The organism is Agromyces humatus, from assembly GCF_021228295.1.
GTDB lineage: Bacteria > Actinomycetota > Actinomycetes > Actinomycetales > Microbacteriaceae > Agromyces > Agromyces humatus.
Map to the genome: position 1 here is coordinate 43,510 of NZ_JAJQPD010000006.1, position 25,064 is coordinate 68,573.

18 protein-coding genes and 1 tRNA gene are annotated in these 25,064 nt (G+C 70.0%); 10 read left to right on the forward strand and 9 right to left on the reverse strand.

Annotation, left to right across the window (positions count from 1 at the left end):
• Window positions 1-30 precede the first annotated feature (30 nt).
• The 4 genes from ilvN to LSF15_RS11345 are packed head-to-tail and all read right to left on the reverse strand — an operon-like array spanning window position 31 to window position 6,343.
• Entirely contained in the window at window positions 31-540 is a 510-nt protein-coding gene (gene ilvN / locus LSF15_RS11330; RefSeq protein ID WP_231047008.1) for an acetolactate synthase small subunit, read from the reverse strand.
• Between the two features lie 2 nt (window positions 541-542).
• The gene (locus LSF15_RS11335) at window positions 543-2,345 is read right to left on the reverse strand and encodes an acetolactate synthase large subunit (protein WP_232498648.1); all 1,803 of its coding nucleotides are present in this window, start codon (window positions 2,343-2,345) and stop codon (window positions 543-545) included.
• Window positions 2,346-2,392: 47 nt separating this feature from the next.
• Window positions 2,393-4,087, reverse strand: a complete 1,695-nt coding sequence (ilvD, locus tag LSF15_RS11340; protein WP_232498649.1) for a dihydroxy-acid dehydratase — start codon at window positions 4,085-4,087, stop codon at window positions 2,393-2,395.
• 9 nt (window positions 4,088-4,096) lie between these two features.
• Window positions 4,097-6,343, reverse strand: coding sequence for a bifunctional alpha,alpha-trehalose-phosphate synthase (UDP-forming)/trehalose-phosphatase (locus tag LSF15_RS11345; RefSeq protein WP_232498650.1), 2,247 nt, complete (start codon window positions 6,341-6,343; stop codon window positions 4,097-4,099).
• A gap of 117 nt (window positions 6,344-6,460) precedes the next feature.
• Between LSF15_RS11345 and LSF15_RS11350 the strand changes: the two genes are divergently transcribed.
• Both LSF15_RS11350 and LSF15_RS11355 read left to right on the forward strand, forming a co-directional pair.
• Window positions 6,461-6,781: a DMT family transporter gene (locus LSF15_RS11350; protein WP_232498651.1), complete on the forward strand. Its 321-nt coding sequence runs from the start codon at window positions 6,461-6,463 to the stop codon at window positions 6,779-6,781.
• 1 nt (window position 6,782) lies between these two features.
• Window positions 6,783-7,163, forward strand: a complete 381-nt coding sequence (locus tag LSF15_RS11355; protein ID WP_232498652.1) for a DMT family transporter — start codon at window positions 6,783-6,785, stop codon at window positions 7,161-7,163.
• Between the two features lie 20 nt (window positions 7,164-7,183).
• Here the strand turns inward: LSF15_RS11355 and LSF15_RS11360 are convergent, their stop codons facing one another.
• The 3 genes from LSF15_RS11360 to LSF15_RS11370 are packed head-to-tail and all read right to left on the reverse strand — an operon-like array spanning window position 7,184 to window position 12,860.
• Window positions 7,184-9,331 (reverse strand): YhgE/Pip family protein, encoded by a 2,148-nt coding sequence (locus LSF15_RS11360; RefSeq protein ID WP_232498653.1) that lies wholly within the window; start codon window positions 9,329-9,331, stop codon window positions 7,184-7,186.
• A gap of 8 nt (window positions 9,332-9,339) precedes the next feature.
• Complete coding sequence (locus LSF15_RS11365; protein WP_232498654.1) at window positions 9,340-12,246, reverse strand: MMPL family transporter; 2,907 nt, start codon at window positions 12,244-12,246, stop codon at window positions 9,340-9,342.
• Window positions 12,247-12,254: 8 nt separating this feature from the next.
• A complete protein-coding gene (locus LSF15_RS11370) occupies window positions 12,255-12,860 on the reverse strand; it encodes a TetR/AcrR family transcriptional regulator (RefSeq protein WP_232498655.1) in 606 nt (201 codons plus the stop codon).
• 99 nt (window positions 12,861-12,959) lie between these two features.
• Here LSF15_RS11370 and LSF15_RS11375 point away from each other — a divergent pair, with 99 nt between their 5' ends.
• The 7 genes from LSF15_RS11375 to LSF15_RS11405 all read left to right on the forward strand — a co-directional run bounded on the left by LSF15_RS11375 (window position 12,960) and on the right by LSF15_RS11405 (window position 18,160).
• On the forward strand, window positions 12,960-13,148 hold the full coding sequence (locus LSF15_RS11375) for a hypothetical protein (RefSeq protein ID WP_232498656.1): 189 nt from the start codon (window positions 12,960-12,962) through the stop codon (window positions 13,146-13,148).
• Between the two features lie 103 nt (window positions 13,149-13,251).
• A complete protein-coding gene (locus LSF15_RS11380; RefSeq protein ID WP_232498657.1) occupies window positions 13,252-13,701 on the forward strand; it encodes a hypothetical protein in 450 nt (149 codons plus the stop codon).
• 120 nt (window positions 13,702-13,821) lie between these two features.
• Window positions 13,822-14,487: a biotin transporter BioY gene (locus tag LSF15_RS11385; RefSeq protein ID WP_232498658.1), complete on the forward strand. Its 666-nt coding sequence runs from the start codon at window positions 13,822-13,824 to the stop codon at window positions 14,485-14,487.
• Window positions 14,488-14,497: 10 nt separating this feature from the next.
• A complete protein-coding gene (locus LSF15_RS11390; protein WP_232498659.1) occupies window positions 14,498-15,736 on the forward strand; it encodes an AMP-binding enzyme in 1,239 nt (412 codons plus the stop codon).
• Complete coding sequence (locus tag LSF15_RS11395) at window positions 15,733-16,893, forward strand: thiolase family protein (RefSeq protein WP_232498660.1); 1,161 nt, start codon at window positions 15,733-15,735, stop codon at window positions 16,891-16,893. The genes LSF15_RS11390 and LSF15_RS11395 overlap by 4 nt, the downstream gene beginning before the upstream one ends.
• Entirely contained in the window at window positions 16,890-17,570 is a 681-nt protein-coding gene (locus LSF15_RS11400; protein WP_232498661.1) for an energy-coupling factor ABC transporter ATP-binding protein, read from the forward strand. The genes LSF15_RS11395 and LSF15_RS11400 overlap by 4 nt, the downstream gene beginning before the upstream one ends.
• A complete protein-coding gene (locus LSF15_RS11405; protein ID WP_232498662.1) occupies window positions 17,567-18,160 on the forward strand; it encodes an energy-coupling factor transporter transmembrane component T family protein in 594 nt (197 codons plus the stop codon). Before LSF15_RS11400 ends, LSF15_RS11405 begins: the two co-directional genes overlap by 4 nt.
• Before the next feature lie 72 nt (window positions 18,161-18,232).
• Here LSF15_RS11405 and LSF15_RS11410 read toward each other — a convergent pair whose 3' ends face one another.
• Window positions 18,233-24,052: a peroxidase family protein gene (locus tag LSF15_RS11410; RefSeq protein WP_232498663.1), complete on the reverse strand. Its 5,820-nt coding sequence runs from the start codon at window positions 24,050-24,052 to the stop codon at window positions 18,233-18,235.
• 330 nt (window positions 24,053-24,382) lie between these two features.
• On the opposite strand from LSF15_RS11410, the gene LSF15_RS11415 reads away from it, so the two are divergent.
• On the forward strand, window positions 24,383-24,781 hold the full coding sequence (locus tag LSF15_RS11415; protein WP_232498664.1) for an META domain-containing protein: 399 nt from the start codon (window positions 24,383-24,385) through the stop codon (window positions 24,779-24,781).
• Between the two features lie 66 nt (window positions 24,782-24,847).
• Here the strand turns inward: LSF15_RS11415 and LSF15_RS11420 are convergent.
• Window positions 24,848-24,920, reverse strand: a tRNA-Lys gene (locus LSF15_RS11420).
• Window positions 24,921-25,064: the final 144 nt, after the last annotated feature.

Below are 25,064 nucleotides of genomic sequence, written 5' to 3' on the forward strand. Positions count from 1 at the left end.
GCCGCGACGCCGTGCCGCGGCATCCGCGGTTCAGTTCTTGAAGACGCGTTCGGTGATGGACTTGCCGCCACGGCCGATCGCGAGGAGGCCCGACTGGGCGATCTCTTTGATGCCGTAGGGCTCGAGCACCTTGAGGAACGCGGTGGTCTTGCCGGAGTCGCCGGTGACCTCGATCACGAGCGCCTCGGTCGATACGTCGACCACGCGCGCGCGGAAGAGGTTCACGGCCTCGAGCACCTGCGAACGCGTCGTGTTGTCGACTCGCACCTTGATGAGCAGGTGCTCACGGTGCACCGACTGGTTGGGGTCGAGCTCGACGATCTTGATCACGTTCACGAGCTTGTTCAGCTGCTTCGTGACCTGCTCGAGCGGGAGGTCTTCGACATCGACGACGACCGTGATGCGCGAGAGCCCCTCGATCTCGGAGTGACCGACCGCGAGCGACTCGATGTTGAAACCGCGTCGGGCGAAGAGCCCGGCGACCCGGGTGAGCAGACCCGGCTTGTCTTCGACGAGGAGCGAGAGCACGTGTGTCGACATGGTCAGTCCTCCTCGCTGAATGCCGGCGAGTGGTCGCGGGCGTACTGGATGTAGCTGTTCGACACGCCCTGCGGCACCATCGGCCACACCATGGCGTCGGCCGAGACCACGAAGTCGATGACGACGGGCCGGTCGTTCGTCTCGAGCGCGAGCTTGATCGCCGCGTCGACCTCCTCCTTCTTGGTGACGCGGATGCCGAGTGCACCGTAGGCCTCGGCGAGCGTCACGAAGTCGGGGATGCGCACGGTGTCATGCCCGGTGTTCAGATCGGTGTTCGAGTACCGGCCGTCGTAGAACAGGGTCTGCCACTGACGCACCATGCCGAGCGAGGAGTTGTTGATGACGGCGACCTTGATCGGGATCTTGTTCAAGGTGCAGGTCGCCAGCTCTTGGTTCGTCATCTGGAAGCACCCGTCGCCGTCGATCGCCCACACGACGCGGTCGGGTTCAGCGACCTTGGCACCCATGGCCGCGGGCACCGCGTAGCCCATGGTGCCGGCGCCGCCCGAATTGAGCCACGAGTTGGGACGCTCGTACTTGATGAACTGCGCGGCCCACATCTGGTGCTGGCCGACGCCCGCGGCGTACACTCCCTCGGGGCCCGTGAGCTCGCCGATGCGCTCGATGACGTACTGCGGCGCGAGCAGCCCGTCGCTCGGCTCGGTGTAGCCGAGCGGGAACTCGCTGCGCAGCCCGTCGAGCGTCGCCCACCACTCGTCGAGGTCGGGCTTCTCGCTCGCGATCGCGTCGCGGTAGGCGGCGGCGAGGTCGACGAGCACGTCTTTCAGGTCGCCCACGATCGGCACGTCGGCGGTGCGGATCTTCGAGATCTCAGCGGGGTCGATGTCGACGTGCACGACCTTCGCATTCGGGGCGAAGAGTGCGGCCTTGCCGGTGACGCGGTCGTCGAACCGCGCGCCGAGCACGACCAGCAGGTCTGCCTCTTGCAGCGAGATCACTGCGGGAACGGTGCCGTGCATGCCCGGCATGCCGAGATGCTGCTGGTGCGAGTCGGGGAAGGCGCCGCGCGCCATGAGGGTCGTCACGACGGGTGCGTTCGTCAGTTCGGCGAGCGCGAGCAGTTCGTCTGACGCGTGCGATCGGATGACCCCACCACCGACGTAGAGCACGGGACGCTTGGCCTCGGCGAAGAGCTGTGCTGCCGCGGCGACCTGCTTGCCATGCGCCTTGGTGATCGGCCGGTACCCCGGCAGGTCGACCTTCGGCGGCCAGCGGAAGCTGAACTTGGCCTGCTGCGCGTCTTTCGTGATGTCGACGAGCACTGGGCCGGGGCGACCGGTGGTGGCGATGTGCACCGCCGCCGCGATCGTCGCGGGGATGTCCTCGGCACGCTTCACGAGGAAGGAGTGCTTGGTGACGGGCATCGTGATGCCGACGATGTCGGCCTCTTGGAATGCATCGGTGCCCATGAGGTTCGAGAACACCTGGCCGGTGATGGCGAGCATCGGCACCGAGTCCATGTGTGCGTCGGCGATGGCGGTGACGAGGTTGGTGGCACCGGGGCCCGAGGTGGCGATCGCAACGCCGAGCTTGCCGCTCGACGACGCGTAACCCTCGGCAGCGTGGCCGGCGCCCTGCTCGTGGCGCACGAGGATGTGCCGCAGCTTCTTGCTGTCGAGCAGCGGGTCGTAGACCGGGAGGATCGCGCCGCCGGGAAGCCCGAAGACGTCGGTGATGCCGAGCATCTCGAGCGAGCGGACGACGCCTTCGGCACCCGTGAGCTCCACGGGTGCGCCTGGCGGCACTGCAGCGGGCGATGGCACGGGAGTGGATTCCGTGGTCATTCGATTCCTGTTCTGGTGGACGGTGTGTGTGCGGGGAAGCGCAGCATTCAGCCCGTCGTTGCGCCTTCGGCGGCGGAACGCACGAGCTTCGAGTACTTCGCGAGAACGCCTCGGGTATAGCGCGGAGGAAGCGGAGCCCAGCCTTCACTGCGGGCTGCCAGCTCGGTCTCGTCGACCAGTAGGTCGATGGACCGGGCCGCGATATCGACCCGAATCAGATCACCATCGCGCACCAAGGCAATAGGACCTGCGTCTACTGCTTCGGGTGCCAGATGGCCGATGCACAGCCCGGTTGTGCCGCCTGAGAATCGACCGTCAGTCAACAGTAGTACATCTTTTCCGAGCCCAGCGCCCTTGATGGCGGCGGTGATCGCGAGCATCTCGCGCATGCCTGGGCCGCCCTTGGGTCCTTCGTAACGGATCACGACGACGTCGCCGTGCGTGATCTCGCCGGCGGTGAGGGCGTCCATCGCGGCGCGCTCGCGCTCGAACACGCGAGCCGGGCCCTCGAAGGTCGCGGCGTCGAAGCCGGCGGTCTTGACGACCGCGCCCTCTGGTGCGAGCGAACCGTGCAGGATGGTGAGTCCGCCGGTCTCGTGGATGGGGTTGTCGAGCGAACGCAGCACCTCGCCGTCGAGCGGCTCGATCTGCATCTCGGCGAGGTTCTCGGCGAGGGTTCTGCCGGTGACCGTCATGCAGTCGCCGTGCATGAGGCCGGCGTCGAGCAGCGCCTTCATGAGCACGGGCAGGCCGCCGCGTCGGTCGACGTCGTTCATGACGTACTTGCCGAACGGCTTGAGGTCGCCGATGTGGGGCACCTTCGAGCCGATGCGGTTGAAGTCGTCGAGGGTGAGCTCCACCTCGGCCTCGCGCGCGATGGCGAGCAGGTGCAGCACGATGTTCGTCGAGCCGCCGAGCGCCATGCCCACGGCGATGGCGTTCTCGAAGGCCTCTTTCGTGAGGATCTGCCGCGCAGTGATGCCGTGCTTCAAGAGGTTCACGACAGCCTCGCCCGAGCGGTGCGCGTAGTAGTCGCGGCGACGATCGGCCGATGCCGGCGACGCCGAGCCGGGCAGCGAGAGTCCGAGCGCCTCGGCGACCGAGGCCATCGTGTTGGCGGTGTACATGCCGCCGCAGGCACCCTCGCCGGGTGCGAACGCGCACTCGATGCGCTTCGCGTCCTCCTCGCTCATGGTGCCGGCCCTGACGGCGCCGACCGCCTCGAACGAGTCGATGATCGTGATGTCCTTCTCGGTGCCGTCGGAGAGGCGCACCCAGCCGGGCGCGATCGACCCGGCGTAGAGGAAGACCGAGGCGAGGTCGAGTCGTGCGGCCGCCATGAGCATGCCGGGGATCGACTTGTCGCAGCCAGCGAGCAGCACCGAGCCGTCGAGTCGCTCGGCCTGCATGACGACCTCGACCGAGTCCGCGATGACCTCGCGCGACACGAGCGAGAAGTGCATGCCCTCATGGCCCATCGAGATGCCGTCGGACACGGACACCGTGCCGAACTGCAGCGGGTAGCCTCCCCCGCCGTGCACGCCCTCCTTCGCGGCCTGTGCGAGACGGCCGAGCGAGAGGTTGCAGGGAGTGATCTCGTTCCACGAGCTCGCGATGCCGATCTGGGGCTTGTCCCAATCCGCATCGCCCATGCCGACCGCGCGGAGCATGCCCCGGCTCGTCATGGCTTCGATGCCGTCGGTGACGGTGCGGCTGCGCGGTTTGGGATCGAACTCTGGCATGGGACGAGTCTATGACCAGTGCGAGGAGCGACCGCGTTCTGCGTCACGGGCTGAAGCGAGGTGCTCGAGCAGGATCGCGACGTCCTCGGGACTCCGCAGCCGGTACGACGCGACCGACTTTCCCTGCCCCACCTTCACGCCCACGTCGTCGCTCTCGAGGGCGGCGAACGCGTCTTCGTCGGTGACGTCGTCGCCGACGTAGATGACCGCGCTCGACCCGGCATGCTGGCGCAGCCGGGTGAGGGCCTCGCCCTTGTCGGTCGAGCGGACTGCGAACTCGAGCACCCCCTTGCCGGTGCGCACCGACAGGTCGGGCACCGCGCGCTCGACGCGCTCGCGGGCGAGACGCTGCAGCTCGGTCGCCGCCTGCGAGGCGACCTTGCGGGTGTGCAGTGCACGGCCGGCCGGCTTGTGCTCGACCCAGGCTCCGTCGGCACCGGATGCGACCTCGTCGAGAATGCGCGTGAGGCGTTCGAGGGCATCCAGCTCCCCGTCGCGCAGGTCGATCGTGACCGTGCCCCCGTCGAGCTGCAGCTCGACGCCGTGCGAGCCGCTGAGCAGGGCACCGGTCGGCGGGTCGGCGACCCCGCGCAGGCTCGCGAGGGCCCTGCCCGAGACGATCGCCACGCGGGTGTCGTCGGTGGCGGCGAGTCGCTCGATCGCCGCGCGAGCGCGCTTGGTCGCCCGCGCGTCTTCGGGCCGGTCGACGAGGGGCGCAAGTGTTCCATCGAAGTCGAGCGCCACGAGCAGCCGCTCGGTCGACGCGATACCGGTGACCGCGGTCAGGAGGGCGTCGGGGACTCCCGGCGCGATGATGCCGGCGCCGGTGAGCGTCTTCAGGAAGGTCGCCGACCACCTGGCGACGTCGTTGTCGTTCACGCGCCTGCGAAGCGCGCGCATGCGCCGGGTGCGCTCGCGCTGGGGCATCTCGACAGCCTCGACCATCGCGTCCTTGAGTCCCTCGATGTCGTGGGGGTTCACGAGGACGGCCTGCCGCAGCTCATCGGACGCCCCGGCGAACTCGCTCAGCACGAGCACGCCGTCCTGATCGAACCGGCACGCCACGTACTCCTTCGCGACGAGGTTCATGCCGTCGCGAAGTGCCGTGACGAGCATGACGTCGGCGGCGAGGTAGAGCGCCACCATCTCTTCGCGCGGGTAGCCGTGGTGCAGGTACGCGATCGCCTGGTGCCCGAGCGTCGAATGGTCGCCGTTGAGCCGCCCGACCATGAGCTCGATCTCGTCGCGGAGCTGCCGGTACGTCTCGACGCGCTCGCGTGACGGGCTCGCGACCTGCACGAGGGTGGCCCGTTCGACCGAGAGCCGGTCGTCGCGCAACAGCTCGCCGAACGCCTTGAGTCGGTGCCGGATGCCCTTCGTGTAGTCGAGCCGGTCGACGCCGAGCATGATGACCTCGGGGTCGCCGAGGCTCGATCGGATCTCGCGTGCACGCGCCTGCACCTCTGGCCGGCGGGCGATCTCCTCGAATCCCGCCGCGTCGATCGAGATCGGGAAGTGACGGGCGACGACCCGCCGAATCTCGCCGTCGTCGCCAGGCACCTCGATGAGGGTGCCGCGTGTCGTGTAGCCGAACAGGCGGCGAACGGCACGCGAGAAGTTGCCGGCATCGGCGGCGCGCTGGAATCCGATCACGTCGGCGCCGAGCAACCCGCTGAGCACCTGCCGACGCCAGGGCAACTGCGAATAGATGCCGTATGCCGGAAACGGAATGTGATTGAAGAAGCCGATGACGAGGTCGGGCCGGCTCTCGCGCAGCATCTTCGGCACGAGCTGCAGCTGGTAGTCCTGCACCCAGACGACCGCACCGGGCGATGCCGCTCGCGCCGCCGCCTCCGCGAAGCGCCGGTTGACGCGCACGTATGCGTCCCACCATTCCCGGTGGAACGAGGGCGGGGCGATCACGTCGTGGTAGAGCGGCCACAGCGTGTCGTTCGAGAAGCCCTCGTAGTATTCCTCGAGCTCGGGCGCCGAGAGCGGCACGGGGATGATCGAGATCCCGTCGTGCTCGAACGGGTCGAACTCGCGGTCGGCGACTCCGGTCCAGCCGATCCAGGCGCCATCGGCGGCGCGCATGACGGGTTCGAGCGCGGTGACGAGTCCACCGGGTGAGCTGCGCCAGAGCGTCTCGCCGTCAGGGCTCTCCTGGTAGTCCACCGGAAGCCGGTTCGAGACCACGATCATGTCGTAGGCGCCGTCGACGTACAGATCGTCGCGTGTCGGCTGAGCAGCGTTCATGAAGCGGATGTCCCTCCTCGCGCTCCGATCAGGCTAACAGTCGGCACCGCGCGCTCGGTCCGCACGCGTGCGAGCATGGGGACATGGGGACATGGTGACGCTCTTGGGGGGCCGAGCATGGAATGGGTGATCCTGATCGCGTCGGGTGTGCTCGAGGCGGTGTGGGCGACCGCGCTCGGCGCGTCGAAGAACTTCCGCCGCATCTGGCCGACGGTGATCTTCGTGGTCGCGCTCGCGCTCAGCATGACCGGGCTCGCGTACGCGATGACCGCGATCCCGGTCGGCACCGCCTACGCCGTCTGGGTCGGCATCGGCGCCGTGCTCACGGTAGCGTACGCGATGATCTTCGGCCTCGAGAGGGCGAGCATCGTGAAGATCCTGCTGCTGCTCGGGATCATCGGTTGCGTCATCGGACTGAAGGTCGTCGGGGAGGCCTGAGATGTACTGGGCGATCCTCATCGCGAGCGCGGTGCTCGAGGCGGTCTGGGCGACCGCGCTCGGCTACTCCGACGGATTCTCGGTGTTCGTGCCGACGCTCGTGTTCTTCGTCGCGCTCGCCGCGAGCATGGCGGGGCTCGCGTATGCGATGCGCGGGATTCCCCTCGGCACGGCGTACGCCATCTGGACGGGACTCGGCGCGGCGCTCACGGTGACCTACGCGATCGTCTTCGGAGGCGAATCCGCGAGCATCGCGAAGGTGCTCTTCCTCACGGGCATCATCGGCTGCGTGGTCGGCCTGAAGCTCGTGCACTCGCATGAGGAGAAGGTCGCCGCCGAGGTCGGCGCGATGCCGCCGCCCGACGAGCCGCCCGGCGCCTGACTCCGGGGGCTCGCCGGTGGTCAGCCGAGCGCGGCCGCCGCGAATCCGATCGAGCGGATGCCGCGGCGACGACTCACGACGATCGTCGTGCCGACGACGCCGATGAGGCCGAAGAGCGCGATCACGCCCGCGGCAGCGGCCACCGTTCCCCCGGCAGCGCCCGCGACGATCAGCTGCATGCCCTGCACCGCCCACGTGAGCGGGAGGAACGGGCTGATCGCCTGGAATGGACCGCTCAGGATCTCGACGGGGTAGAGCCCACCCGATGCCGCCAACTGCAGCGCCACGAGCACGAGCGAGATCAGCAGCCCGGCCCGGCCGAGCCACACCGTCAGGAACGAGTGCAGCGCCGTGAAGGCGAGCGCCAGCAGGGCGGCGAACGCGAGGGTCTGCGGCAGCAGGCTCCAGTCGACGCCGAGTGCTCCGTGCAGCAACGCCACGACGGCGAGCGCCTGGGCGAGCGCGAGCAGACCGGCGCGGGCGAACGCGCGCCAGACGAGTCCGCCGGTCGACGCGGTGCTGCGGAGCGCTTCACGGCCGAACGCCGGGAGCACCAGGAACATCGCCATCGCGCCGAGCCACAGGCCGATCGGCACGAACAGCATGCCGACGACCTCGCCGGTCGATTCGATCGCATGGTCGCGCGTCGCGTCCACGGTCACCGGCTCGGCGATGACCTCGGCCGTGGCCGCCGCGTCGATGTCCGTGAGCGCCGACGCCTCGTCGGCGCCGGTCGCGAGCCCATCCGCGAGGGTGCCCGCCCCGTCGGCGAGCTTGGTTGCGCCGGTCGCCGCTTCTTCGGTGCCGGTGTGCAGCGATCCGAGTCCGCCGGCGAGTTCGCCGACGCCCGAGGCGAGTCCGTCGGCGCCGGAGCGCACTCCGTCGGAACCCGACGAGAGCTGTGTCGCGCCGCCGGCGAGTTCGCTGATCCCGCCCTGCAGTCCGTCGATGCCCGCGCCGGTCTGCGCCACGAGGGTGTCGCCGCCCTGAGCGAGGCTCTCGAGCCCGGCACCGCTCTCGGCGGCGAGCATCTCACCGCCGGCGGCCAGCTGCTCGAACGCGGTCCGGTTGCCCGCGGTGAGCTCATCGGCGCCGTCGGCGAGCGCGCGCACCTGCGCAGAGTACTCGGCGACGGCCTGCTGCGCCGCGGCCCCGGTCGGGTCTGCGGCCAGCAGCTGCGGAATGGAGGCGGCGAGCGTGTCGCCTCCGGCGGCGAGGAGGTCGGCGCCCTCGGCGTAGGCCTCGGTGCCCGCGGTGAGGGCCGCACCAGTGCCGCGCACGCCGTCGTCGACGTACTGCTGGATGCCGCCGCTCACGCCCGCGCCGGTCTGACGCACTCCCGCCACGTACTGTGCCATGCCGTCGGTGATGCCGTCGAGCCCACCGGCCTGCTGCGACAGCGTGGCGACGCCGCCGGCGATGCCGTCGACGCCAGACGTGTACTGATCGACCCCCGACGCGTACTGTGCGGCTCCGTTCGCGGCATCCGTCGCCCCGGACGCGGCCGAGCCGACCCCGTCGGAGAGGGTGCCGAGTCCGCCCGCGAGCGAGTCGACACCCGACGACAGCTCGGTCGCGCCGTCGGCGGCGTCGCCGAGCGCGCCCCCCATCGTCGCGAGGTTCTCGTAGAACCCCTCGAGGTACTGGCTGGTGAGTTCGCGGCCGAACGCGGTCGACATCGCGTCGCCGACCGACTGCGCGACCGAGCCGGCGAGGTAGCCGTGCGCGTCGTCGGTGCGGATGTCGAGGTTCGCCTGCGTCGGAGCCTCACCCGAGATCGAGGTCACCGCCTCCGAGAAGCCCGCGGGGATCGTGAGCACGGCGTAGGCGTCGCCCGCGGCGAGCATCTCGGCGGCCTCGTCGTCGTTCGAGATGGTCCAGGCGAACCCGGCGGTGTCGGGATCGGTGAGCTCGGTGACGAGCTGGCGGCCGGCGAGCACGGGCTGCTCGGTGCCGTCGGGCAGCGTCATCGTGACCATCTCGTCGTTGTTCACGACGACGGCGGGAACCTGCTCGAGGTTGTCGCCGGCGCCGCCGAGCGCGCCTGACATGATGCCGGCGACCGCGAGCGGCACGGCGATGACCGCGGCGACGAGCACGCCGTAGCGGGTGCGGCGCTGCGCCGGCGTCGTGCCGAAGAGTCGGGAGAGTCGTGTGCTGGTTGACAATCGGAGTCTCATCGCAGGGCCTCCATGCTGGCGTCGACTCGGTCGGGTGCGGAGTCGGGTTCGATGGTTCGGATGCCCCGTGCCGAGAGTTCGGGCGAGACATGGGGCGGGGTCGCCGCGGCGCCGAGGCCGACGACGAGGGTGACGGTGGCGGGCACGAGTCGAGCCAGCGCATGCCACAGCGCCGGGTCGGCCTCGCTCGGGTCGTCGTCGAGATCGATCACGACGACCCTCGGCCGCTCGGCGAGCGCCGCCGCGACGGCGACGACCGCGCGCGTCTCGGCACCGAGCGAGGCGATCGGCGTGTCGGCACCGAATCGCGGATCGTCGGGCGTGCGCCCGACCGCATCGGCGGCTCGGGTCGCCCAGTCGTCGACGAGCGCCCACGACGGACGCAGGCGATACCAGGGGCGAGTCGCGTCGAGGCGCGCGGCGATCAGCTCGCCCACGGTGCCGCCGGTCGGGACATCCGTCGCCCCCTCGGCGATCGCGACGACGCGCATGACCTCGCCCGCGCCGGTCGGCAGCGGCGATCCCTCTACCGCGAGCCGGCCGTCGACGAGCGGAAGCCGTCCGGCGAGCGTCGCGACGACGACCCGGCGATCGACGGGTTCACCGCGCACGACGAGCACGCCGCCGGCGGGAACCTCGACCGTCAACGGGCCGATCGGCCGATCGACGAGTCCGAACACCGCGGCCTCTGCGTTGATCGCGGCGGGGCGCGCCGCGGCCCACTCCTCCTGTTCGAGGTGGGCTCGCAGGCCCTCACCCTCGATGTCGACGTTCGGCAGTCGGGCCGCGAGCCACTTCGGCAGCCACCAGGCGGCCTTGCCCGCGAGCACCATGGCTGCCGGCACGAGCGTCATGCGCACGAGGAACGCGTCGAACGCCACGCCGATCGCGAGGGCGAACGCGATCGCCTTGATCGCCCCCGAGCCCTCGGGGACGAAGGCGAAGAAGACGAAGAACATGATGAGCGCCGCCGCCGTGACCACGCGCGCGGCGTGCTGGAACCCGTGTACGACCGAGCCCCTGGGCTCGCGGGTCTTCACGAACTCCTCGCGCATTCCCGACACGAGGAACACCTCGTAGTCCATCGCGAGGCCGAAGAGCACCGCGATGAGCAGGATCGGCAGGAAGCTCAGGATGGGGCCCGGCTCGATGTTGAGGAGCTCGGCCGCCCAGCCCCACTGGAACACCGCGACGCTCACGCCGATGGCGCCGAACGCCGACAGCAGGAAGCCGAGCGCCGCCGTGATCGGCACGAACACCGAGCGGAACACGAGCAGCAGCAGGATGACCGAGAGTCCGACGACGATGAGGGCGAACGGCACGAGGGCGTCGTTCAAGCGATTCGAGATGTCGATCGACACGGCGGTGTAGCCGGTCACTGCGATCGGAGTGCCGAAGTCCTGCTCGATCTCGGGCTGCAGGTCGCGGATGTCCTGCACGATCTGCTTCGTCTCGGGGTCGTTCGGCGCACTCTCGGGGATCACCTGGATGATCGCCGTGTCGACCGTCTCGTTGGGCAGGCCGTCGCCCACGTACACGACCCCGTCGACCTCGGCGAGGCGTGCGCCGATCGCATCGAGGTCGTCGAAGATGTCGGTCGTCTGCGTGATGTCGACCGTCACGATGAGCGGGCCGTTGTAACCCGGCCCGAAGCCGGCTGCGATCATGTCGTACGCCTCGCGCTCCTGGCTTCCGGCTTCGGCGGTCGCGCCACTCGGCAGGTTCAGGTCGATGCTCGCCGCCGGGATCGCCGCCGTGCCGAGCACGCCGACGACGAGCACGAGGAACACGACCGGCGCCTTCAGCACGAGGTCGACCCAGCGGCGGCCCATCGTGCGCTTGCCGCCGTCGTCGTCGGCATTGGCGCGGCGGTGGGCGCGGCTGCCGGGCTTCGGGATCATGCGCCGCCCGAGCACGCCGAGCAGGGCCGGCAGCAGGGTGACCGCAGCCGCCACTGCGACGAGCACCGCGAAGGCGGCGGCGACGCCCATGACGCTGAGGAACGGGATGCCGACGACGAGCAGCCCCAGCAGGGCGATGATGACCGTCAGCCCGGCGAACACCACGGCGCCGCCGGCGGTCGCGACCGACTCGGCCGCACTGTCTTCGGGCTCCTGCCCTCGAGCGAGCTGGGTTCGATGGCGCGACAGGATGAAGAGGGCGTAGTCGATGCCGACCGCGAGCCCGATCATCACCGCGAGCATCGGCGCGGTCGACGACACCGGCGCGAACGCCGCCACGATCGAGATGCCCCCGAAGGCGATACCCACGCCGACGAGCGCCGTGAGCAGCGGCATCCCGGCGGCGAGCAGCGAGCCGAACGCGATGATGAGCACCACGCCGGCGAACACGACGCCGAGCACCTCGGTGACCGTGAGACCGAAGCTCGTGTCCTGGAAGACCTCGCCGCCGAACGCGACGCGCAGCCCCGCGTCTTCGCCGACCGCACCGGTCGCGACGACCGCATCTTTCGACTCGACCGCGACCTCGGTGTTCGGCCCGTCGAACTGCACCTGGATGTAGGCGGTGCGTTCGTCGTCGGAGACCTGCTTTCCTGCGAACTCGTCGAACGGCCCGAGCACGCTCACCACGCCGTCGACGTCTTCGAGCGCGGACTCCATGTCGGTGATCGCGTCGCGATACCGTGCGTCGTCGACGGCTGACCCGTCGGGGGCCTCGACGACCGCTTTCGCGGACGCGCCCGCGGTCTGCGGGAAGACGGCGGCGAGCTGGTCGATCGCGGTCTGCGACTCGGTGCCGGGGATGGCGAACGAGTCTTTCAGCTGGCCGCCGAGTCCGAGTCCGAGTCCGAGGATGCCGCCGAGGACCACCATCCAGGCGACGATGACGAGCCACGCCCGCCGATAGGCGAAGCGGCCGATGCGGTGGAGAAGGAGTGCCACGATCTCTCTCAGTCGGTGGTGGTCTGGTGGGGGCGGTCGCCGGGTGCGAGCAGTTCGCCGAGCACGACGTGCAGCACCTCGCGGAGCTCGTCGTCAGCCGGCAGCGCGTCGGCGTCGGAGAACGAGCGCCCGGCCGTGAGGAGGAACGCGGCGCCGCCGAGGCCGATGCCGAACCGCACCTGGTCGACGACGCTCTCGCGCTCCTCGCCGATCGCATCGGCGAGCCGCCGCACGGCGTCGTTCGCCCGCGCGATGATGGGCAGTTCGGCGAGGCTCGGCCCCTGGATGAGGAAGACGTGGACCGCCTGCCGGTTGTCGAGGAGCAGGTCGACGACGCGGGCGACGAGCCTCCGGCGCCGGCCGCTGCCCCGCCCCGCGATGAAGTCGTCGAGGACCGCCTCGAACTCCGAGATGGCGGGTTCGATCGCGGCCTCGAGCAGCGCCTCCTTCGACGTGAAGTGGTAGAGCACGCTCGACTTCGAGTAGCCCGCGTGGTCGGCGATGTGCTGCAGTGACGTTGCGGCGAAGCCGACGGTCGCGAACTGCTCGAGGGCGACCTGCTTGAGTTCGTCGGCCGCGCGCACGCGTGTCGTCGGTTGGGCATCGATGGGCATGTCGTCGACGCTACTTGACCGATCGGTCAGATCCTGCACGATCGGTCAGATTCGCGGATGACTCACAGCGCCGGTTCACCGCACGGTAGCGTTGCCGTCATGCGCAAGTACCTCTTCAGCGGGGCCGTGATCGGCGCCGTGCTCAGCGGCATCGGCATCGTGCGCGCAACGCTCGCGGGTCCCCGTGATTGGCGCCTGCTGCTCACCTGGGTGGCCTGGGCCGCGAGCCTCGCCATTGCGATCGGCACGGTGTCCGAAGAGACCAAGCGCAGCGAACTCGGCGAATAAGGGCGACCCCGCGCTCGCGCGGCGTGTCTCGCGAGATCTTCGACGGCGTGCCCGAAACTGGGACGAACGACCCGAAGAGAACGAACCACGAGAGGGGTCACCGATGTTCCGCCGCTGGCGCCGTGCACGACTCGCCGCTCAGGCGTCTGCCCATGCTGCCGCCCCCACGCCACGCCAGACGTCGGCCGACCTCCGCGGCGAACACCTCTTCGAGCTCCTCAACGCGAAGCTCTCGGAGTTCATCGGCCCCGGCGGCACCTGGTCGCTCGTGCGCCGCTCTCCCGAAGACACCGACCAGATCTTCCACGCGATGCTGACCCACCAGATCGCCGCAGACCTCACCCGCAGCGTGCTCGACGAGCGCGACGCCGTCGCCGTGGTCGTGCCCGCCGAGAACGAGCCGCTCGCCCTGAGCTGGCAGCCGGCACCGCTCGTCGTCTGGGCCGAGCCGGTCCTGCCGCTCGACGCCGCGACCGACGAGAGCGCCGACGACGTCGATGCCTCGCTTCCCACGATCGGCCCCGCCGCCGCCCTCGACGCGCGCGCCGCCTGAGCCCCGTCCAAAATCCGGGCTCCATTCTTGTAACGCTGCGGCGACGCGGCCCTCCCCCGCCCTCATAGCGTGAACAGCGAGGCACAGACGCCCGCACACCATTCACCGAGGGGATCGAACATGACCGCCCAGACTTCCGAACGCCGAATCGCACGCTCGTCGGCGCGCGACCTCGCGCAGATCGCCGTCTTCGCCGCCCTCATCGCCGCCCTCGGCCTGCCCGGTGCGCTGCAGATCGGTGCGACCGGTGTGCCGATCACCTTCCAGACCCTCGGAGTCATGCTCGCCGGCGCCCTCCTCGGTGCGCGCAAGGGCTTCCTCGCCGTGCTCCTGCTCGAGGTGCTCGTCGCCGCCGGCCTGCCCCTGCTCTCCGGCGGGCGCGGCGGACTCGGCGTGTTCATCGGCCCGTCCGCCGGCTACCTGCTCGGCTGGCTGCTCGGCGTGGTCGTGATCGGCTGGTTCACGGCACGCCTCCTCCCCCGCTATCGTGTGCTGCCCGCGCTCGGCGCCACCGCGCTCGGCGGCATCCTCGCCGTCTACGCGATCGGCGTCCCCTGGGTCGCGGTCGCCACCGGCATCCCGTTCTGGGCGTCGCTCACCGGGTCATTCGCATTCCTTCCCGGGGACATCCTGAAGGTCGTCGTCACCGTGCTCGTCGCGAAGCAGGTGCACCGCGCCTGGCCGGGCCTCATCGCGCCGCAGCCGTGGCCGTGGGCGCGGGTCCGGGCACGCAACACCGACGACTCGACCACCGTCGACTCGCCCATCACCGCGCGCGCCGAGTAGGGGCATCCGCATGCTCGACTGGCTGGACGGCGACGGCGACGCGCTCCGGCTCGCCGGACGCCGGCTCAGCCGCGCCGAGCTGCGCGAGGCGGTCGACGCCGAAGCCGGCGCGCTCTCGTCGAGCGCAGGGCCCGCGATGGCCCGCGGCGACGACACGCTCGCGGTGCTCGTCACGACCCTGGCCGCCCTCGGGGCCGGTCGCCCGGTCATCGTGGCGGATCCCTCCGCACCTGCTCCGGTCGTCGACGATCTTCCGGCCGGTGCCGACCTCGTGCTCATGACGAGCGGATCCTCGGGAACCAGTCGGCCGGTCGCCAGGACGCTCGCATCGTGGACCACCTCGTTCGGGCCGTTCGCCGCCCTGATCGGAGCCGATGGACCCGGATCCGGTCGTCGCGGGCACCGACCCGACCCGACCGTCGCGCTCACCGGCCCGCTGCATGTGTCCATGCAACTCTTCGCGGCGCTGCACACGATCTGGCTCGGTGCCGTGCTCACCGATGATCGCGCGCGCGCCGACATCGTGCACGCGACACCGACCGTGCTCGCTCGGCTCGTGTCGCGCGGACTTCGCCCGCGGCGGGCGGTCGTCGCCGGTGCCGCACTGCCCGCAACGGTCCTCGCCTCGGCATCGGCGGCCGGCATCACGGTCACCGAGTACTACGGCGCGGCCGAGCTCTCATTCGTCGCAGCCGCCGACCGCGCGCTCGACGACGAAGGCGCCCTGCAGCCGTTCCCAGGCGTCGACGTGGAACTCCGCGACGGCGAGATCTGGGCCCGTTCTCCGTACCTCGCGCTCGGCTACGGCGGCGCCGCCGAAGGCCCCCTGCGCCGAGACCGGCGAGGCTACGCGTCGGTCGGCGACCGCGCTGAGGCCGGACCGAACGGCGGCCTCATCGTGCGCGGCCGCGGTGACTCCGCGGTCACCGTGTCGGGCACGACGGTGCTCGCCGAAGACGTCGAAGCCGCGATCGCCGCGATCGCCGGCGTCGCTGCCGTGGCCGTCGTCGCCGTGGCCGACGCCCACCACGGTCAGGTGCCGGCCGCGATCGTCGAGCTCGCTGCGCATGCCGATCGTGACCGGATCATCGCGACCGCGCGCGCGGCCCTCGCCCCGCCGCAGCGCCCCCGCGCGTGGTACTCACTCGCTGCGCTGCCCCGCACCTCCTCGGGCAAGCTCGCGCGGGGCATGCTCTCCACCGCGCTCGCCTCGGGGAGCCTCGACGCGGATCGGTTCGATCGCGCATGACCGGCTCGACTCGGATGGACGCGCCCGTCATCGTCGCCGCACGCCGCACCGCGATCGGCAGCATCGGCCGCGGGTTCGCACGCCACACCGTCGACGCCCTCGCAGCGCCCGTGCTCACGGCGGTCGCCGAAGCCGTCGCGCCTGCGGGTGTCGCGATCGACGACGTCGTGCTGGGCAACACCATGGGGCCGGGTGGAGATCTCGCCCGGGTCTCGGCGCTGCGCGCCGGCCTCGGGCACGACGTGCCGGGCGTCACCGTCGACCGGCAATGCGGCTCGGGGCTCGACGCCGTGCTGCAGGCGGCGTCGCGGGTGCGGGCCGGCGACGCGCGGCTCGTGCTCGCCGGAGGCGCGGAGTCGGCATCGACCGCACCGTGGCGGTACTGGCCGCCCGTGACCGGCGAGACGGGGCCGACCCGCCGCTACGAACGTGCCCCATTCGCGCCCGAGGGCATGCCCGACCCCGAGATGGGGCCCGCGGCCGACGACCTCGCGGCCAGGTTCGGCGTCAGCCGCGAACGACAGGACGCGTGGGCGGCCCGATCGCATCGTCTCGCCTCGGCAGCTCGGTCAGCCGGTCGATTCGACGCCGAACTCGTCGGGGTCGCCGGCATCGACGCCGATGACCGCCCCCGCGCCACCCTCGACGAGGCGAGGCTCGCCCGGTTCCGGCCGGCGTTCGGCCCGCACGGCACCGTCACGGCGGGAAACTCGTGCGGCAACGCCGACGGAGCTGCGGCGATGGCCGTGACGAGCGAGGCCGTGCGTGCCGAGCTCGGTCTGCCCGGCCTGCGGATCGTCGCGACCGCGGTGGCCGGGGGCGACCCCGCCCTGCCCGGCATCGGCGCCGCGCCGGCGATCGATCGGGTGCTCGATCGGGCCGGCGCAACCGTCGCCGACCTCGGGTTCGTCGAGATCACCGAGGCGTTCGCCGCGCAGCTGCTCGCCGTGAGCGACGCCGTCGGGCTCGACGAGGCGACGATCTGCGCCGACGGGGGCGCCATCGCCCTGGGACATCCGTGGGGCGCATCAGGGGCACTGCTGCTCGTGCGGCTCACCACCCGCATGCACGCCTCCGACGACGCGCGGCTCGGGCTCGCCGCGTGCTCGATCGGCGGCGGACAAGGGATCGCCATGCTCGTGGAGGCCGTGAAGTGAGCGTCATCGAGTTCAGCGGGGTGACGCACGCGTATGGTGAGCGCGAGGTGCTGCGCGGCATCGACCTCGTGCTCACCGAGCACCGCATCGGCATCGTCGGTGCGAACGGATCGGGCAAGTCCACGCTGGCCCGCATGGTGAACGGGCTCGTGAAACCCGACCGCGGCACCGTCAGCGTCGACGGGCTCGACGTCGCCCGCAACGGGCGCGAGGTGCGCCGCCAGGTCGGCTTCGTGTTCACCAACCCCGACAGCCAGATCGTCATGCCCACGGTCGCCGAGGACGTCGCCTTCACCCTGCGCCGACGCGGGCTCTCGAAGGCGGATGTCGCTGCCCGTGTCGCCGACGCGCTCGAGCGGTTCGGCCTCGCCGCCCACGCCGACCACCCCGCGCATCGCCTCTCGGGCGGGCAGAAGCAATTGCTCGCGCTGGCAGCAGTGCTCGTCGCCGAGCCGTCGCTCGTCGTCGCCGACGAGCCCACCACCCTGCTCGACGCGCGCAACGCCCGCCGCATCTCCGAGCTGCTCGACGCGCTCCCCCAGCAGGTCATCGTCGTCACACACCAGCTCGAGCTCCTCGAGGGCTTCGACCGGGTCGTCGTGATCGAAGCGGGCGAGGTCGTCGCCGACGGCTCGCCCGACACTGCCCTGGGCATCTACCGGAGCCTCATCGCATGATCGGCCTCTACGTTCCGGGCCGCTCGCTCGTGCACCGCGCACCCGCGGTGGTGAAGCTCGGCATGCTCGCCGCCGCGGTCGTGACGATCACGCTGCTGCGCGAACCGTGGCAGCTCGCCGTCGCGGCCGCCGCCATCGCGGCGCTGTTCGCGGTCGCGCGCGTCCCGCCGCGCGCGGCCGCGCGCCAGATCGTTCCCGTGCTCTGGCTTCTCGCGGTCGCCGTGCCCGTGCAGGCGTTCTTCGGCGGCTGGACCGCTGCCGTGATGATGGGCGGCCGTGTCGCGGCATCCGTGGCCCTCGCCGCACTGTTCACGCTCACGACGCAGGTTTCGGCGGTGCTCGACGCGTGCGTGACGCTGCTCGCGCCGTTCCGCCGCTGGGTCGATGCCGATCGCGTCGGCCTCGTGCTCGCGCTCACCATCCGCTGCGTGCCGCTGACCGCCGACATCGTGCGAGAGGTGCTCGAGGCCCGCCGCGCACGCGGGGCACAGGGCTCGATCATGGCGCTCGCCGTGCCGGTGATCGTGCGGTCGCTGCAATCGGCCGACGAGCTCGGCGACGCCCTCATCGCCCGGGGATTCGACGACTGACGTCACGCTGCCGCCATGCAGCGGAGCGAGGCCGGCCTGTTCGACCGACCCCGCTCCACTGCCGCGCTCTCTCTATGGCGTCGGTGACACCTGCACCGCCGTCGTGGTGTGCGCTGACACCGTCTCGTCGGTGCCCCGGAGATCGGTGTATCCGACGGTGACCTGCAGCCAGCTGCCCGCATCTTCGGCGACCGGACTGTAGGTGTTCCCCGTGGCCCCGTCGATGGGCGTCCAGGTGGGCGTGGCCCCGCCGACCGTCGGGTCGTCGGTCGTCCTCGCCCACTGGTAGGTGAAGACCTGGCCGTCCTCGCTGAACCCGTCGCCGTCGGCCGGCGAGCCGGCCGCGAGCGCGACCCCGACCTGCGGCACTGCCGAGCCGAGGGTCAGCGCACCCGGCTGGTTCACGTTCACGACGGTCGACGGGGACGTCGCCGACGTCGCCGTTCGGAAGAAGCCGTCGGCGTCGACGTAGCTCACCGTCACCCGGATGAACATGCCGACCGTCTCGTTCGTCAGGACGAACTCGTTCGATCCGGACCCGGCCGGGTTGATGACTTCCTCCCACTCGGTCACCGTCTCGGGAGTGTCACCCTCGCCGGCCCACCAGGCGTACCGCAGGGCGGTCACCGCGGAGGTGTCGAACGGAGTGACGCCGTCGGTCTCGAAGAGGCCGGCGGTCGCCGTGGTCCCCTCGTTGAACGGATCAGCCGCCTCGAGCGTCACGACCGCGCTCACCTCGCACGACTCCCACGTGTTCGTCTCGACGTTCACGGTTGCGCAACCGTCGGCGAACTGGAGTCGCTCGAAGCCGCGGATGACGTCGACGCCGTCGCTCTCCTCGGCCTCGCCGACCTGGGTGTGCTCGACCCTCCAGTAGCCCGAGCCGGCCGGACCGACCTGGGTGATCGTGTAGGACTCGAACGGGTTGCGGTAGAACGCGGTGTCGATCGCGCTCGCGCTCTCGTCGTAGACGATCTCACGGACGATATCGATGTCACCCGGGTTCAGGGTTCCGTTGAAGACCGCCGCCTGGAGCTGCGCGGCGCTGTCGAACCGCTGACCGGTGATGGTGTTCTCGAGCTGCACCCGGAGCATCGCGTCGCCGTCGAGGTAGTCGTTGCCACCGCGACCCTCGATGGTGTCGCTGCCCGGGCCGCCGATCATCACCTTGTGCACGCCGTCGGCGTCGAGGTCGGGGGTGCTGCGCATGAGCGGCAGTGAGAAGTCGCCGAGTGCGACCTGCACCCCGTTCACCTCGACCGTCGGGCGCAGCATCCCGGTGAGGCCGTCGACCATCGCGAGCGTCTCCTCGGTCGCCTTGTGCAGCGGGATCTCGCTCGGCGCGATGTCGTCGGCTTCGACGAGCGGACCGCGGAGGGTGTCGTCGCCGGCACCGCCCGAGAGCGCCTCGAGCTGGTCGAACCGCGACGGCAGCGGGTTGTTCGGGTCGGTCGTCCGCGTGAACGACCAGTCCGAGGTGACCGGCAGGGTCTGACCGTAATAGGTCAGCCAGTCGAAGCCGATGTTGCCCAGGTGCCGGTCGGTGCCGACGGCTGCGCCGACGAGGATGTCGTCGCCACCCTCACCTTCGATGTCGTCGTTGCCGAGTCGACCGATCACGACGTCGTTGCCGCCGATCACGTCGTTCTGGAACTGGTCGGCGTTGTCGCCCTGCAGGAGGTCGGCGTGCGAGCTGCCCTCGACCCAGTCCTCGTGTTCGCCACCGATGACGGTCGTGCGACCCGACGTGCCGAGCAGGATGTCGTTGCCCATGCCGGCGAAGAACGTCGAGCCGTCACCGCCGCCGTTCACGATGAAGTCGTCACCGAGGCCGCCGAGGCCGAGGTCGACGCCCGGACCGATGTGGATCGCGTCGTTGCCCTGCATGCCCTTGATGTTGTCGTCGCCGAACGAGTCGGTGATGATGTCGTGGCCCGGGCCCCCGACGAGTGCGTCGTTGCCGGCGCCCCCTTCGATGCGGTCGTCGCCCTGGTAGCCCCAGATGGCGTCATCGCCCTCGTCGCCCCGCAGGCTGTCGTCCCCGGTGCCGCCGTGGAGCTCGATGTGCTCATCGCCGCTCCAGCGCCACGTTCCGTCGACGTCCTCGATGAGTCCGGCGGGAACCGGGTTCGGAAGGTCGTCGATATCGAGGTCGACGCCGGGTTCGTGCCAGGCGAAGATGTCGGCCGGCAGGTTCGACGCATCCGTGTTCCGCTGGATCATGTCCGAGAACGTATTGCCCTCGAGTGCGGCGAACAGCTGCTCGCCCTGGTTGCGGAACAGGTAGTAGAACCGGTCGCCGAACTGCAGCGCCTCGAGTTGGGACTCGAACACGTAGTTGAACGTGGAGCCGAGCATGCCGCCGAACGGGTTGAGCCGCTCTGCCAGTCCGCCGATCCAGAACTCGACGTCCTCGAGACCGGTGACCGTCTCACCCGCGGCGTTCGCCCACGCGCCGGTACCGTTCATGAACGCCAGCCGGTCGGCGGGCGCCTGCTGCGGCAGCGGTGCGAAGCGGGCGAGCGCCAGCTCGACGCCCTGACTCACCGCGCCCGTGCCACCGAGGATGTGGATCTGCGCCGGTGCCAGTCGGGTGAGCTCCGCGCGCAGGGCCGGAGTGAGCCCGGTCGGCGGCACGAGGAGGATCGGAGCGCTGTTGATGCCGGCTGCCGCGGCCGCCGCGAGGGCGTCGGGGAAGTTGGCACCGGTCGCGAGGTAGACGCGGTCGGCTCCGGTCGGGAAGAAGTGCTTGCTGATCGCGATCGCGGTCTCGTACCGACTGCTCCCGCCGAGCCGCACCACGTCGCCTGACGTGTAGGCGTCCAGCTGGCGTTGGACCGAGTTGCTCACGGCCCCGGACGAGCCGAGCACGACGATCTCGGCCGGGTTCAGCCGATCGAGTTCACCACGCACGACCTGCGGGATCGTGTTCGGCTGCACGAGCAGGATCGGCGATCCATCGCGAGCTGCCACCGCTGCGCCCGCCAAGGCGTCGGGGAAGTTCATGCCGTTCGCGACGAACACGCGATCGACCGGCGCGTCGAAGGTCTCGGCGGAGATGTCGACGGCCGTCGCGAACCGGTCGCTGCCGGAGAGGCGCGTGACCGGCGCATCGACCGTGGAGAGCGCGTTGAGCGCCGCCACCGTCTTCGGACCGACGGCGCCCGGGCCGCCGAGCACCACGATGCGGTCGGGATTGAGCCGCAGGAGTTCGTTGCGTGTCGGGAGCGGGATCTCGCCCGTGTCGCCATTGGCGGTGAGGAGGATCGGTCCGTTGAGCGAGCCGCCCGCGAGTGCGTCGGGGAAGTTCATCCCGTTCGCCACGTACGCGACCTGCACCGAGTCCGCGGCGAAGTGCCGCTCGGAGATCAGCTGAGCCGTGTGGAAGCGGTCGGAGCCCGGGTAGCGGGAGATGAACTCCGCACCGGGGACCGCGCCGTTCACGAGCAGGGCGGCTGCGTCGCGCTTCTGCTCGATCGTCGTGGCCGCCGTCACCGTCGGGTGCGAACCGTACGCCGCGACGAAGTTCACGAGCGACGCATTGTTGCCGCCGCGCCCGAAGTTGTTGCCGTTCTTGATGTTGAGGCCGAAGTCCGTCCAGTTGGCATAGGGCCTCAGGTCGGCATCACCCGTCGCCTCGAAGAACGTCGTGCGCGCCGCTTGCAGCCCGGGGATTCCGAGGTCGCGACCGCGCAGGAGGTTGATCGTCGCGAGGTCGAGCGGAAGGCCGAGCAGGCTGTTCCGCAGTGTGTCGACGATGTGCTCGTCGATCTGGCTTCCCACCCGCGAGGTCGTGCCGTTCACGATGGATCCGGCGGCCTCCTCGGGAGAGAGCGTGCCGCCGAGGTTGAACGCCTCCGGATTGAGGAAGCCGTCGAGCAACGGCACATCCTCGAGACCCGGTGTTCCGCCGACGACACTCTCGCGGCCGATCTCCTCGGTCATCATCGAGTGGCCGAAACGGTAGACGACCTGCGAGAACTCCGCGGTGATCGCCGCGTCGACACCGGCGTTGTAGCTGTTCTCGTTGAACACCACCGCGTCGATCGTCGGGGCCACCTTGCGCGCGAACTCCTCGAAGACGAGGTGCTGGTACTGCATCTCGGTCGCGAACTTCGCGGCCTGGAAGAGCCGCTGCTGGTAGGTCCAGTCGTCGGCCTCGGCGCCAGGGAGCGTCTTCTCGGCCTTGGCCGAGCGGTACGCGTGGTCCTCTCCGCGGAAGGCCTTGCCGAACTCCTCGAGCTGCGCGGGGTCGGCCACGGTCTGGTCGTTCAGAAGCTCGGGCATCTCGCCGGCGAGGAGCCGCTCGATCTGGCCGGCCATGCGGTTGTGCTCGGCATGGAACACCGCGTGCACCGCCGTCAGGCCGATGTTCTCGTTGACGCGACCGTCGCCGGCGATGAAATGCTCACCCAGCGTGACGTTGTCGTATCCGGTGAGCGTCGGGTCGTTGACGGGTGCGCCACCCGCGTCGAACAGCGGGATACCCGGGTCGATGACGTTGCCGTCCTCGCCGAACTGCACGGGAACGAGGTTGCCCTCGGCGTCGAAGAGGGGCGTGGCGCCGTGCGCGATGTCATCGAGGAAGGCGTGACCCGTCGAAAGCGCGTTCGCCGTCGAGATCGGCGCTGCGGTGTCACCCTCGACGAAATCGATGCCGTCGACGGTCGCGTCCGTGGCGACGATCAGCTGCGGAAGCCCCCGCTCGGGGCCCGGGACGAAGTTGCCGTACGGGTCGGTGAGGACCTGCGGGACCGCGAGCACGTCGTCGTCGGTCAGGTTGATGCCGAGAACGTTCCGGGCCTGGGCCTTCACGTCGTTCCACGTCGCCATGCCGCCGCGCTCGCCGCCGCCGAGGTCGCCCTCGATGAGGCGGCCGGTGTCGACCCCGTCGGCGCCGTATTCACGGAGGAAGACCTGGTGCGACGGGTGCGACGAATAGGTCTGGTTCTGGTCGATGAACGGGGTCGTGAGGTTGGTGTACTCGTTGGTGGCGTTGCCCGATGCATCTTCGGCGCGGTCAGCGCGAGTGAGCATCAGGAAGTTGGAGTTCGAATCCGGGTCGTACAGGGGGTCGTCCTCCTCCAACGGAACGACGAGCGTTCCGTGACCACCCTTGGCGATGAGGTCGAGGCCGTGGTCGAAGAACTGGCCGAAGAAGCCCATGAACGTGTTGAAGGGGGCCGAGAGCTCTTCGTCGGCGGTGGTGTTCGGCGTGGCCACGCGGTCGGTGCCGGGGATGATCGACGCCGTGCCGGCGTCGAGTTGGTTCAGGATCGCCGGGTTGTTCGTCGTCTGGTCGACGACGAGGTTGCTGACCGTGCGGGGCTCGGAGTCGTACACGAAGCCCTCGGTCTGCGAGTAGCACGTCTGCGCGAAGGGCGAAGGGGGTCCGGGGTTCGCGCACACGGCGGTGTTCGCAGGATTGTTCGCCGGAGCGCCTGTCGGAACGGTCTCACCCTGGCGCCACTGGGGTTCGAGCAGTCGCGGGAAGGTGTTGTCCGAGGCCCCGAACTCGCTCTGGTCGACCACCAGGTTGTTGTAGGTGCCGTCGACCGTGCGCACGCCGAAGGTGTTCATGAGGTTCGGCACGCACTTGCCGCTCGAGTCGTCGGGGTCGGAGCAGAGCAGTTCGTAGTTCGACGGCTCGAGTGCGTCGGCCGCGTGCGCCTCGGAGATCTGGATCTGCCGCAGGATGAACTCGAGGTCGTTCTGGTTGAGCACGAATGCCGGGTCCTCATCGGTGACCGCCTGCGCCGGCGGTGCGAAGCTCGCCAGCGAGAGGGTGCCGATCAACCCGATCAGTGCGAGCAGCGCGATGAGGGTGCGCTGAAGTCTCGATTCGGGTCGGCGTCGTAGGGAGAACGGGCTGATTCCAGGCGATGCGCTCAATTTCAGTCTCCAGATGTGACGTGGCCGCCGATCCTGGTGGGTGTGCGACAGCACCTGTGCCCCCGCACAACCGGACCGTGAGGTCAAGGTTTCGACCTGTCTAGCCGCAACCCGAACGAGGCGGCCACCGTCCGAAGCGAAATCAACCCCGAACTGGGGTCGAACGAAGCGCCGAATCACCCCAGCCCTGAGGAACACTCAGGAAATGCCGCTGACCGGCCATTTCGCCGCAGCCAAGCAGAAGTGCCCGAACGAGGAACGCGGTTTCCCGATCGCATGCAGGTCATGCGATCCTGCGTATGTCCGGTTCAACCCCCGAAAGGCCTCCGCATGATCGCCACAGATCGACGACTCCCGACGACACTCATCCGCTCTCTGCTCGCCACTGCCGCGATCGGCGCCGCGCTCGTGCTGACCGGGTGCGCCGGCGACGACGGGCCGCTCGAGAGGTCGACCGTGGCAACGACATGGGGCTCCGAAGACGAGGGTCAGCCGCACCTCACGTTCGCCGAGAACGGCAGCGTCTCGGGCAGTGACGGCTGCAACCGACTCGCGGGCAACTGGACGCTCACGGAAGGCACGATCACCACCGACAGCCTCGCCACGACCCTCATGGCCTGCGACGGTGTCGACACCTGGCTCTCGGGATTCGCCACGGCCGTCATCGACGGCGACCGGCTCATCGTGAGCGGCATCGACGGTGAGCAGATCGGCGAGCTCCGGAACTGAGGCGGCGCCGCATCGACGGATGCATGAAAAAGCCCCGATCCTGGCGAGAGGATCGAGGCCGTTTCGTGCACCCCCAGGGACTTGAACCCTGAACCCACTGATTAAGAGTCAGTTGCTCTGCCGATTGAGCTAGAGGTGCGTGATTCCGGCGATCTTGCGCAACCGGAACCGAGGAACCACGTTATCAGGAGAACGGGCGGTGCGCGAATCGAGGTCGCGGATCGCGAACCGCTCGGGAAGGGCCGGTCTGCACGCCGGTGGGACCGGCTCGGAAGAGCCGGTC